Annotated in this window: 10 protein-coding genes; 4 read left to right on the top strand and 6 right to left on the bottom strand. The window is 41.3% G+C overall.

Annotated features, from left to right (window positions below; all coding sequences use genetic code 11):
* Positions 1 to 7 precede the first annotated feature (7 nt).
* Positions 8 to 1063 carry a DUF4335 domain-containing protein gene (locus tag NMK36_RS11810; RefSeq protein WP_254173775.1) on the bottom strand — a complete coding sequence of 352 codons (1056 nt, stop codon included), beginning with the start codon at positions 1061 to 1063 and terminating at the stop codon, positions 8 to 10.
* Positions 1060 to 1665 (bottom strand): DUF3038 domain-containing protein, encoded by a 606-nt coding sequence (locus NMK36_RS11805; RefSeq protein ID WP_254173774.1) that lies wholly within the window; start codon positions 1663 to 1665, stop codon positions 1060 to 1062. Before NMK36_RS11805 ends, NMK36_RS11810 begins: the two co-directional genes overlap by 4 nt.
* 402 nt (positions 1666 to 2067) lie before the next feature.
* Between NMK36_RS11805 and NMK36_RS11800 the strand changes: the two genes are divergently transcribed.
* Complete coding sequence (locus NMK36_RS11800) at positions 2068 to 2589, top strand: pentapeptide repeat-containing protein (protein ID WP_072721641.1); 522 nt, start codon at positions 2068 to 2070, stop codon at positions 2587 to 2589.
* 77 nt (positions 2590 to 2666) lie between these two features.
* Here NMK36_RS11800 and NMK36_RS11795 read toward each other — a convergent pair whose 3' ends face one another.
* The 4 genes from NMK36_RS11795 to NMK36_RS11780 form a co-directional block, all read right to left on the bottom strand.
* On the bottom strand, positions 2667 to 3101 hold the full coding sequence (locus NMK36_RS11795; RefSeq protein ID WP_254173773.1) for an NUDIX domain-containing protein: 435 nt from the start codon (positions 3099 to 3101) through the stop codon (positions 2667 to 2669).
* 86 nt (positions 3102 to 3187) lie between these two features.
* Positions 3188 to 3739 (bottom strand): shikimate kinase, encoded by a 552-nt coding sequence (locus NMK36_RS11790; RefSeq protein WP_139295146.1) that lies wholly within the window; start codon positions 3737 to 3739, stop codon positions 3188 to 3190.
* Positions 3740 to 3832: 93 nt separating this feature from the next.
* Complete coding sequence (locus NMK36_RS11785) at positions 3833 to 4636, bottom strand: hypothetical protein (protein ID WP_072721648.1); 804 nt, start codon at positions 4634 to 4636, stop codon at positions 3833 to 3835.
* A 103-nt stretch (positions 4637 to 4739) separates the two neighbouring features.
* Positions 4740 to 7034, bottom strand: coding sequence for a ribonuclease R family protein (locus NMK36_RS11780; RefSeq protein ID WP_072721650.1), 2295 nt, complete (start codon positions 7032 to 7034; stop codon positions 4740 to 4742).
* Between the two features lie 537 nt (positions 7035 to 7571).
* On the opposite strand from NMK36_RS11780, the gene NMK36_RS11775 reads away from it, so the two are divergent.
* From NMK36_RS11775 to NMK36_RS11765, 3 genes are all read left to right on the top strand, one after another.
* Positions 7572 to 8375, top strand: coding sequence for a hypothetical protein (locus NMK36_RS11775; protein WP_245824357.1), 804 nt, complete (start codon positions 7572 to 7574; stop codon positions 8373 to 8375).
* Positions 8376 to 8818: 443 nt separating this feature from the next.
* Entirely contained in the window at positions 8819 to 12337 is a 3519-nt protein-coding gene (gene metH / locus NMK36_RS11770; RefSeq protein ID WP_254173772.1) for a methionine synthase, read from the top strand.
* 167 nt (positions 12338 to 12504) lie between these two features.
* Positions 12505 to 12684, top strand: a complete 180-nt coding sequence (locus NMK36_RS11765; protein ID WP_072721655.1) for a hypothetical protein — start codon at positions 12505 to 12507, stop codon at positions 12682 to 12684.
* The last annotated feature ends 139 nt before the right edge of the window (positions 12685 to 12823 follow it).

The raw sequence follows: 12823 nt of genomic DNA, 5'->3' as shown, positions 1-12823 counted from the left end.
TAACTGACTATTGATTATTAATACCTGATAAACTCCGAACCTCCAAACTGCCATCAGGATTAAATGTGACTTGAAAATCTGCCAACGGTTCATTGATTGGACGATTCCCAACCGGTTTATATAATAAATCCGGGAGTGGCGTTTGTTCGGTTGCCGTTGCCGTTTCTGTTGCTGGATTTAGGGGTTTATAACCCACAATTGCCCCATCTTTTGCCACACTCACCCGATAAACTAAGGGGACTTTCACATCCGCCGCCGGTGTCCAAGCTTTATCCAGTTTTTCATCAAGTTGAGCTTTTAAATCGTTGAGTTCTTGAGGATTAGTAATGGGCTGTGGACTAGACAGATTAGACGCTAAAGGCGCTTCCGATGTTGCTGAACTCGGTGATCCCGTTGGGGGGGACGCGCTGGGTGTGGGAATTGTTTCCGTCTGTGCTTGGGGTTGCAGTTTCGGGTCTTGGGGTCGTTTGACATCGGGAATGGGCAAGGCAAACAAAGCTAAAGCCGTTAATGCCAAACTCGATACCCCAATAGCTGCGGGCTTCACCCGTTGAGCAACAGGTTGTTCTGGTTTCAGATAACGTTTAGAAAGAGGTTTTAACTGGAGAGATAATTCAGGTAAGGTTTGGCTATCCGCTAAAAACTGATCTATTGCTTCAACAAGGTCAAATAATTGTACCGTTGTTAAATCTACCGTAACGGTTGGAGAATTAGGTAAAGAAGACTCCTCAGAGGGATTGTCCTCTGAAGACTCATAAACCCTTAACTGATGGAACTCTCCTCCGATGGGGCGTAATTCCACTAACTCCGGCTTGGCGTGAGGTTGTTCAGGGAGAATGAGTCCACTCAGGAACCCTTGAGCGTAGCGACTGACCTGTCGCACCAAACTCTCAAAAAACTCCCGTCCCCCGGTAATCGGTTGGGGGTAGCCCACAAAATGACATTCTGCATTCATGAGCCGATTTAAACTGGCTCTTCCGTCGGATTTCCCATCGCTTCCTTGGGGTAAGCCCTGCAAAATTAGTTTGCAGTTCGGTAAACTATATTGACGTTCAATCGTCATTCGACTTCTCCATCAAACAAACTAATCCAAAATCGCTGCATTCCAGCCGTACCGGTGCAAAACAGAAGTTTCTCTAATAAACGGATGGCTAAATGGTTTAACTTCTCATCAGAACTATAAGCCATTACCAACGCCCTTCGGGGATTCATGCGACTGCGGAAATGTACCCGAAATTGCGTTAAGTAGTTGGACAGTTGTAAATGTCGTTCAATCGGAATTTGTTTTTGTTTTAGGGCTTCATAATCCATGAGTAACTGCCGAATTTTGGCGGTTAACCGTCTTCCGAGGTTACAGATAATCACGACTAACGCTTTGGCCTCTAGCAGACTTAGGGTTCGACGCTGACTAAACCTGCGTAACGGGTTGGTACTACGAAGTCGCCATAATTTCACCCGATTTTGAATCACCGTTTGTAAATCGAGTTCTGAGATGACCACTAGCATATGTTCTGCACCACCCAGATACAAGGCTTCAATTGCCAGTAACATCAAATCAATTTCTAACCGGGCTCGACGTGGACATCCTTTCTCAGAAATCGCTAAATCCGGTAAACTGTCTAATATAATCGGGATTGACTGACTTTGGGACTGTTCTAACTGCATTACACTCACTGTTGCTGCGATAGCAGCACAACATTAATTCCAAAACACAAGAGGGAGTCACAAGTTCCATTTTGGCTGGAACAAGTCGCACCCACTATTTCAGATCACAAGCTTCTAGTGTACGATTTTTAAAGCATCTGTTTTCCTTCTTCAATTTTACTCCTCTTGCCTGGGATAGCTTTACCTCGACTGAGATCGTCCTAGGGAACCGGGGCCAATTCCCAGATGATTGAGTCTGTTTAACGGATGACTCCAACAGAAGCCAAAAAAATTATTAACACAACATTGCTATTTGTTACAGCGTTTTAAAGTAAACACAGGTTAAGCAAAAATACTCTTCCTGCTTTTTCCAACGGCCTCAGCCTTGGAGGTTGTTTTAGTGTCGTGGCTCATAGATACAAAATGCAGAAAATTAGTTCAAAGGAATTACTGGATTTCTATAACGATGGGAAACGGGACTTTGGAGCCCTAGATTTAAGTGGGTCAGATTTATTTGAAGCCAACTTAGAAGAGATTAGTTTGGCAGGCAGCAACTTAAACCGCATTTATATGCCCTATTCTAATCTGAGTTACGCTAACTTACACCAAACTCAACTTCAAGATGCCCAACTCGGAGATACCCAACTCTACCAAGTGGATTTATCCGAAGCCAACCTTCAAGGTTGCAGTTTATCTCGATGTAACCTCCGCCATGCAGATTTACGCGGTGCGAATTTGCAACATTGTAATTTACAAGGAGCCGATTTATACAATGCTAATTTGACAGAAGCTGACTTAAGATTTTCGGATTTAAGTAATGCTAATTTGGAAAATGCTAAGTTAACCAATGCTCAATTAGCAGGCTGCAATTTATTTCGCTCTAAAATGGCTAATTTATCCGATGCTCAATGTGATCATACCACCATAGGGCCGGATGGATATTAATCAGTTATCAGTTATCAGTTGTCAGTTGTCAGTTGTCAGTTATCAGTTGTCAGTTGTCAGTTGTCAATTATCAATTATCAATTATCAATTTGAGGTCTAATTTTATAGTGTCGATAACGCCAATAATCTTTGAGAATGCGATCATGATCAAAACATAGGTTTTGGGGTATTTGCCAAGGTTCAAAGAGTTCTAAATTTTTGGCATCATCTGCTGCTTGGGGTTCTCCAATAGCCGTCGCTAAAAATACAACACTTAAGGTATGTTGACGGGGATCTCGATTCGGATCAGAATAAACATAAAATTGTTCAATTAATTCTATTTCTAATCCCGTTTCTTCTTTGGCTTCTCGAATAGCGGCCGTTTCTACAGATTCTCCATAATCTACAAATCCTCCCGGAATTGCCCATCCAAAGGGCGGATTTTTCCGTTCAATTAATACTATCGGTCGAGCCGGACGATCTATTAATTCAATAATTATATCAACGGTTGGAGTCGGATTGCGATAAGTCATATAGTAGGGAACAGGGAACAGGGAACAGGTAAGAAAATGCTTCACAGTCTGGATTTCAGCATTGGTCTTTGTTTTAATCGTATTTTTTAATTTAAAGCATTAGATTTAGGTTTTAAAATGGAGGAAATTTTTTCTAAGATTTGGCTACTAATTTCTTCCGGGGTATCACCGGAATTAATCATAATTTCGAGATCGGCTTGAGCATAAAGGCGAGTGCGTTGTTCTAATAAGGTTTGTAATTGTTTTAACGGTTCGGGATGTTGTAATAAAGGTCGGGTTGTATCTTCTTTTAAACGGTTATAGAGTTCTTCAACGGGAACATTAAGCCAAATGATAATTCCATGTCGAAGATAACTCCAATTCATCTTTTTCAGAATAATTCCTCCCCCTGTAGAAATCACAAATTTTTGATACGCACAAAGTTGGGATAAAACCTGAGACTCTATATCTCTAAAGGCTTCTTCACCTTCGGTAGCAAAAATCTCAGAAATAGATTGATGGGCTACTTTACTAATCAACTCATCGGTATCGATAAATCGATAATCTAATTGTTTGGCTAGAATTTCTCCAATGGTAGTTTTACCCGATCCCATCATTCCAATTAAATAGAGATTAATTCCTTGTAACTGTTCTTGCAAAATTTATAGCTCCCTTTCAACTCAATATCTAATTCTATCATTAAACGAGATTTTATTAATAAAAACCCGCTTTAACTCCCTATCATTTAAACTTTATTTTCGATAGGGTTCATCGCTCTCTTCTTCTTCTAATCCCCAATCTTCATCGTCATCCTGAGCAGGATAATGGGGCGGTTCAATATCATCTTGGATTTTAGTTTGAGGAGGAGGGGTGATAATCCGATAATCAGCATCATAAATTGTTTCTACTTTCCCAACTCCGGTACGATTTGAATCTCCTCGATAACCATAGGAATAAACAGAACCCGACCAGGATTCTGATTTGGGTTGTTGTTCGGTTTCATAAACTTTGGGTTCATCGGTTAAGGATTCACCTTCTCCCTGATTCCAGTCTTCTTCATCAGAAGAATTACTATTAAAATTTTGAGGATTATTAGAAGATTTTCTGGGTTCTGTCCTATCTTCTGCTTCCCAAGAAGGATTAAAGGGTTTAACTTCTGTTTCCCAATCATCCTCAGAACTTCGGCTAAAAGTAGGTTCGGGTTCAGAGTGGCTAACAGAATTATAGGCAGTATAACCCGACGTTTGAGGCGGTTCAGGAGGCGGAGAAGTATAACCCCAAGAAGCATTACGGTCGGGTTCTACAGGCGGTTTAGAAGAGCCTTGAAAGGCAGTTGAAGCCTTAAGATTAGTATTAGAGAATTGAAATAATTGGGCAATCATCCAATAAGTTAATATTCCGGCGGTGATCCCGATTAAAATCCACAGAGAAAGCGGTAAGGCAGGGAGTTGATTTCCTAAAAAAATTAAAGGTAGGGATGGCGTTAGATTTTGAATCGTAAAGATCGCCAAGCCTCCCACAAGAATTAGTAAAGTAATCAGTTGTGTAATAGACATTTTTTAAAAGAAGGAGAGAGGTTGTAGAAACGTGCCTGGGCGAAGCCATGCCGTAAGGCTTTTGGCACGTCTCTACAGGGGATTGTATCGACAAAATTAAGGTTTAGGGAAAATAAGGTTCATCGTTGTCATCTGACGCTTCACTGCCTCCACCAACAGCAACTAAATCAATTTGTTGACGATAGTAGTCTACACTTTTCACCTGAACTTCGACATTATCCCCTAGACGGTATTGATTGCGATTTTTGCGACCGACTAAGGTTTGTTGACGAGAACGGTATTCATACCAGTCATCTTTGAGGGAGGAGACATGAACCAGTCCTTCCACCCGTAACATTGTGCCACCAGGGGACTGTACCTCAATTTCCACAAAGAACCCGTAGGACTGAACCCCAGTAATTAACCCCACAAAGTTTTGACCTGTGCGTTCCTTCATGAACCCGGTTTTCTTGAGTCCTTCTAAGTCTTCCTCCGCATCCACCGCAACGCTTTCCCGTTCACTCAGATGCACCACTAACTGGGTAAACTGACTTTCTAACTCATGCTGAATTTCCGGGGGAAGCACATTCCAGCTAATTTTGCCATGACAGGAAGAATGTCCCAACTCCACTCGATCTTTTGCACGAGTTGAACGGCGATCGCGTCCTTCTTCAAATACGGTTTTCAGGACTCGCAAAATCTGTAAATCGCAATAGCGAGACAGGGGAGAAGTGCAATGGGTATAACAAGGAAGCGCTAACCCAAAATGGAGTTTTGCTGTGGTACTGTAAACCGCAGGTTTGAGGGTTTCTTCTAATAAATAACTTAAAACCCGTTCGGCTCGACTATTGGCTAATTCTTCGGTAAATTCTTGGAAGGTACTCGGTTGAACTTCTTCGTCTTCTTCCAAAAACAATTCCGTCCCCAAATGGGTCGATAATTTTGCTAACTCTGACACATCGGATGATTCTGGTGGCGGTTGAACCCGATAAATCGCCGGAACTCCCAAGGTGTGTAAATGACTAGCGACAATTTGATTCGCTAATACCGTTAATTCCGAAATCATCGCCCGGGCGGGAGATAATGAAGACAGAACAATCGGCCCTAATTCCCCTTCATCATCAAAGTGGCAATGGGTATCGGGTAAATTGAGTTCAAAACTACCTCGTTCTAGGCGAATTTGTCGCACAGCCCGACTCAGTTCTAACAAATTTTCTAAAACGTTGGCAAAGGGAGATGGCTCACCATCGAGAATAGCCTGAGCTTGTTCAAAGGTGAGTTGATGATCTACCCGTACCACACTCGGTTGGATGTCGTATTCAACGACTCGTCCGGCCATATCCAACGTAATCATAATGGACAGGGTTAATCGTTCCTCATTGGGAACTAAGGCCAACCGTTCGCAACACAGGGTTTCAGGATAAATGGGAATCAGTTTATCGGCTAAATAAATAGCCGTTCCCCGTTTACGCGCTTCTCGATCAAGATCGCTATCGGGGAGAATATAATGGGCAGCATCCGCTAAATGAATTCCCAATTGCCACTGATCAGATTTTGTTGGTTCGATGCTAAAGGCATGATCAATGCAGGGGAGACGGTGGGGAGGTTCTGAATCTTTGAAAACCGAAAATTCAGGATTTCCTAAATCTGGTTGAAAACTAATCGTTAAGACATTGCGAATATCAACCCGATTTTTGAGATCAGTTTTTTTCAAAGTGTTAGAAATGGCTTCGGCTTCTCGTAAGACTCCGGCGGGCCATTTTCGCGGTAAATCATGTTTACAACAAACAATATCTAAATCATCCGCATCTTCCGCATCAGAACCCAGAATTTGAACCACATGACCCATCGGACGATGGACACCAATGGGATAACGTAAGACCTCAACATGAACTAAATGATCGACCGCTCCACTTAATTCTTGAGGATCATTAATTAAATCTAATTCAAATAACAAACGATCATCTAAGGGAACGGCGCGATAGCCTGTTTTGGTTTGTTTAATTCGGGCTAAAACCGAAGGATTAGCTCTTTCTAAAATCAGATAAACTTCCCCTTCGGGTGAACGGCGGCGGCTTCCTTCTTTTATAATCCTAACGAGAACGCGATCGCCATTCCAAGCGGTACTGAGATGGCTTTCTCGAATATAAACATCTTCTGCTCCCTCGGCATCTTGAATGGCAAAACAGAAGCCTTTACTCGAACATCGCAGTTTCGCTTCTACAATTCCTTCTTCGGGAATTCGTCGATAGCGACCCTTATCTTTTTCTAAAACACCAATCCGTTCTAACGCATCCAAAGCAATCTGAAATCTACGGAGACTTTCCTCGTCGGGAGCGAGTTTTTTTTCTAGCGCTTTGGGGGCGACTAATTTATCATCGGAAAAATAAGCTAACAGTGTAGCGATTGAAAATTCCATGTAGCGATTAATCCTCGTTGTCTGAATTTAGGCCAGTGGTCAGTGTCGCAACCGTAATCATCCTTGCGCGAGTCAGATCACCTCATCGTTTAGCAGATGAAACCCAGGGAACTATTCTAGTACAGTTAGGTGTCCAATTCGCCAGTTCAATACAGACCCAGACTCACAAAGTCAACCTGTTTTAAGGGTTTTTTACTGTGAGTTTAGAGTCATTTGCCTGCTGTACTAGCCTGAACTCTGCCCTGCTTGCTCTCCCATTGAGGAGGTGTAGGAATTCCTCAGTGGCTCATCGCAGAACCCCATCAAGGACAGTGTTACAATGAGGAATGCGGAAAGCGGTCTGTCGGATGATAGATGCGAAAGGCTTTGGATTAGACCGTAACATCTATTGCCTTCAAGCCAACTCACTCTGAGCGTATGGAATAGCACCCAATGTTGATTCCCTTGGTGCTGTCGGGATAGGGTACAGAATTTGTGACGTAGGGCTGCGTAAATGACTAATTTTTAAGTATATCGTAGTTTGTTTAGGAAATTTTAATGATGCTGTCTCAATTAAGAACTCGTTATCCTACAGGAAGTTTAATTTCTGAGTTACTGACGATTTATCAAGGAAAATATGTGGTTCGCGCCGTTGTCCAAGTGGAGGGTGTAATCTTGACAACGGGATTAGCGGCGGCGGATACTGTTGAATTGGCAGAAGATCAAGCGAAGAAACGAGCCATTCAAGCGCTGGAACTGGACACAACCCTCCCTAAAATTTCGAGTCCAACTGAACCGTTGAAACCTGTGGTGATGGAGGTTAAGAATCAAGTTGTTAGTCCTCTCCCTTTCCCCTCAGAACCTGTGAAAATTGAGAGTCCTTCCCCGGTGTCGTCTGCGGTTGTTTCTGAGGAAACCCTTAATGTGAGAATGGCGGAGTCTTCTTCCTTAACTTCGGATGACTGGTTATCAGCAACCTATATCCAGCCTAAAACGGAAAAACAAGCCTCCAGTTCTGAGAAAGAAACAAAATCATCTCCTGCTAAGGGGTCTAAAGGACGGAGTGCGTCTTTACCCCCGATTCCCACCTCAACAACAGAAGCAGTTTCGACTTATAATGATGAACCGGAATTGAGTAGTCCAGCACCTGCAAGTCGTCCCCTGGAAACAACGGATTTTTCCTCAGATATTGCTAAAACGGATATTGAATTAAAGCGCTTAGGTTGGACTCCTGAACAGGGTTCTTCCTATTTACAAAAAACCTATGGAAAGCGTTCTCGCCGTTTATTAACGGATGCAGAATTATTGGATTTTCTGCATTATTTAGAGTCTCTTTCTACACCCACAACGGTAGAACCATAAGGAGAATTTGACCCGAAGAATTAAAAGTCAGAGAAGGAGATTAATTCCGGTGGAATTTCCCTACTCTGATGAGTATAAAACCCCAATCGAGAAAACGACTTGATTTCGGTTGGGAGTTGACTACAGAAATAGGGAAATACAGAACAAGGAAACACTGAACGGTTAAAAATGGGTCGGAATTGATGGAGTTGAAACCCTCCTGATTTTTGATAATCAATCGCCCCTTAAAAACAGTAAATCCTGTTTTTAGGATGTTGAGAATATCAAGACTTACATTTTTAATTTTAGCCTAGATAGATAATGACAATCTAATTTTATCATAAAACTTAGAAACCTACTTTTTTCTTAAAGATCTCAGGGTTAAACCCAGACTTTTTACCCCCGAACCTGGTTTCTTCGTGTAAAATTGTAAAATTACCCTTGCTTCCTATCATTAACACTCTATGAAAAGCGCATTTTTAGACCGCCTCCACAGTCCTGAACGTCCCGTTATCGTATTTGATGGAGGAATGGGAACCAACCTACAAACCCAAAACCTGACGGCGGATGATTTTGGCGGAAAAGATTATGAAGGCTGTAATGAATATTTAATTTATACCAAACCGGAAGCCGTTGCCAATGTTCATCGAGGGTTTTTAGAAGCAGGTGCAGATGTAATTGAAACTGATACTTTTGGTGCAACTTCTATTGTTTTAGGCGAATATAATTTAGCGGATAAAGCATATCATTTAAACAAAACCGCAGCCGAATTAGCAAAACATTTAACAGAAGAATATTCGACACCGGAAAAACCTCGATTCGTTGCAGGTTCAATGGGGCCAGGAACCAAACTTCCTACCCTCGGACATATTGATTTTGATACCTTACATCATGCGTTTGCAGAACAAGCCGAAGGATTATTTGATGGGGGTGTGGATTTATTCATTGTTGAAACTTGCCAAGATGTACTGCAAATTAAAGCAGCCTTAAACGGAATTGAAGATGTTTTTGCTAAAAAAGGAGAACGTCGCCCGATTATGGTTTCTGTCACAATGGAATCCTTTGGAACCATGTTAGTCGGGTCAGAAATGAGCGCGGCGTTAACGATTTTAGAACCTTATAATATTGATATTTTAGGATTAAATTGTGCCACTGGCCCCGATTTAATGAAAGAACATATTCGCTATTTATGTGAACATTCTCCCTTTATTGTGTCTTGTATTCCTAACGCAGGTTTACCCGAAAATATTGGGGGTAAAGCCCATTATAAATTAACGCCTATGGAACTGAGAATGGCGTTAATGCACTTTGTTGAAGACTTGGGAGTTCAAGTCATTGGTGGCTGCTGTGGAACTCGTTATGAGCATATTCAAGCCTTAGCTGAAATTTCCAAAACCCTCAAACCCAAACAACGAGAACCCCAGTTAATTCCGGCGGCATCTTCTATTTATAGTACCCAAAGTTATGAACAGGAAAACTCCTTTTTAATTATTGGGGAACGTCTCAACGCCAGTGGGTCAAAAAAATGTCGAGATTTACTGAATGCAGAAGATTGGGATGGGTTAGTTTCCTTAGCGAAATCCCAGATAAAAGAAGGGGCGCAAATTTTAGATGTTAACGTCGATTATGTCGGACGTGATGGGGTGCGAGATATGCGTGAATTGGTGTCTCGCGTCGTCACCAATGTAAATTTACCCTTGATGTTAGACTCCACCGAATGGCAGAAAATGGAAGCCGGGTTAAAAGTTGCTGGGGGTAAATGTTTACTGAATTCTACCAACTATGAAGACGGGGAAGAACGCTTTTTTAAAGTATTAGAATTAGCGAAAAAATATGGGGCTGCTATTGTGGTAGGAACCATTGATGAAGACGGAATGGCAAGAACGGCTGAGAAAAAATTTGAAATTGCTAAACGTGCCTATAATGATGCCATTAACTATGGAATTCCCGCCCATGAAATCTTTTTTGATCCTTTAGCTTTACCGATTTCTACAGGTATTGAAGAAGACCGGAATAACGGCAAAGCAACAATCGATTCTATTCGCCAAATTCGTCAAGAGTTACCCGGATGTCATGTTGTTTTAGGGGTTTCTAATATTTCCTTTGGGTTAAATGCAGCCGCGCGACAAGTGTTAAATTCTGTCTTCCTTCATGAAGCAATGCAAGTGGGGTTAGATTCAGCTATTGTGAGTGCGAATAAGATTTTACCCTTAGCTAAAATAGACGCTGAACATCAAGACGTTTGCCGCAAATTAATTTATGATCAACGAGGATTTGATGGGGATGTTTGTATTTATGACCCGTTAGGAGAACTCACCAACCTTTTTCAAGGGAAAACGACAAAACGAGATCGTTCTGGAGATGCTAACCTTCCTATAGAAGAACGGTTAAAACGTCATATTATTGACGGAGAACGCATTGGTTTAGATGATGCGTTAGCGGAAGCTTTGAAACAATATCCGCCTTTGGATATTATCAATAATTTGCTGTTAGATGGCATGAAAGTGGTCGGAGAATTGTTTGGTTCTGGACAAATGCAGTTACCTTTTGTATTACAATCTGCCCAAACCATGAAAGCCGCCGTTGCCTATTTAGAACCCTACATGGAAAAATCGGAAACGGGGGATAATTCCAAAGGAACCTTTATCATTGCTACTGTTAAAGGGGATGTGCATGATATTGGTAAAAATTTAGTCGATATTATTTTATCGAATAACGGCTATCGGGTGATTAATTTAGGGATTAAACAACCCGTTGAAAATATTATCAATGCTTACCAAGAACATAAAGCCGACTGTATTGCCATGAGTGGATTATTAGTGAAATCCACCGCCTTTATGAAAGATAATTTAGAGGCGTTTAACGAAGCAGGAATCACAGTTCCAGTTATTTTAGGAGGGGCTGCATTAACGCCGAAATTTGTTTATGAAGATTGCCAAAATACCTATAAAGGTCAAGTCATTTATGGAAAAGATGCCTTTTCAGACTTGAACTTTATGGATAAATTGATGCCTGCAAAAAAAGCAGAAAAATGGGATGATGCTCAAGGATTTTTAGGAGAATATGCAGAAGAGAAGAAAATTAAAGTCAAGTTAGAAACGGTGAAACAGGTTTCAGAAAGTCCTGAAGAAATTGTCATCGATACCCGACGTTCTGAAGCCGTTGATGTTAATATTCACCGACCTACCCCGCCCTTCTGGGGAACAAAAATCTTACAACCAGAAGATATTTCTTTAGAGGAGGTTTTTTGGTATTTAGATTTACAAGCCTTAGTTGCAGGTCAATGGCAATTCCGTAAACCCAGAGAACAATCACGGGAAGAATACGATGCTTTCTTAGCGGAAAAAGTCTATCCTATTTTAACGGAATGGAAAGCAAAAATTTTAGCGGAAAACTTATTACATCCAACGGTGATTTACGGTTATTTTCCCTGTCAAGCAGAAGATAACTCTTTATTAATTTATGACCCTGAAAATCATCAAAAACAGGTAGCCTGTTTTGACTTTCCTCGACAAAAATCAGGGCGACGGTTGTGTATTGCGGACTTTTTTGCCCCCAAAGAAACCGGACAGATTGATGTCTTCCCGATGCAAGCGGTAACAGTGGGAGAAATTGCCACCGAATACGCCCAAAAACTATTTGCAGCCAACGACTATACCAATTATTTGTATTTTCATGGAATGGCTGTGCAAACCGCAGAAGCGGTAGCGGAATGGACTCACGCAAAAATTCGTCGAGAATTAGGGTTTGGCAATGAAGAACCCGATAATGTTCGAGATGTTTTAGCCCAACGTCATCGGGGTTCTCGCTATAGTTTTGGATATCCGGCTTGTCCGAATATTCAAGACCAATATAAACAGGTGGAACTGTTACAAACTGACCGGATTAATATGTTTATGGATGAAAGTGAACAACTCTATCCAGAACAGTCTACAACGGCGTTTATTACCTATCATCCTGTTTCTAAATACTTCAATCTTTAACCCCATATTTCATTGTTACTAACCCATAATTGGTTAGATGTGTTAAGATGAATGTAGAGTGTCCCTGAGAAGGTAGACTTATTTTTAAGTTCTGCCTTTTCAGAGTATTCATTTCACCATCAATTTACACTATCTTTCACCTCTTTTGGAGGTAAAAAAGATTCCTTATGAAAACTACAGTAGTTGATGTAACTGGACTCAGCGACAAGCAAATTGCTCTTGTCGAAGAAATTATAACAGCACTTCGGTCTGTTCCTGACAATCAACAAATTAATCAAGGAGGTAATGATGACGTAACCGTAACTCCAAATGATGTCACACGGAATCAGGCGAATATATACTTTTAATGTTGATGATTTTGCTTGGTGTAGAGACATGGATATTGACGTGATTGTCCCAGAGTAACTAATGTATTCCTGATGAATAAGTAGAACCTATTCATCAGACAACAACGTTTAACGTTCTTTATCTTCTCTAAATCAATAT

It is taken from the genome of Planktothrix pseudagardhii (assembly GCF_904830925.1).
Lineage (GTDB): Bacteria > Cyanobacteriota > Cyanobacteriia > Cyanobacteriales > Microcoleaceae > Planktothrix > Planktothrix tepida.
The sequence above is the reverse complement of the archived record's forward strand: the minus strand, read 5'-3'. Positions and strand labels throughout refer to the sequence as shown.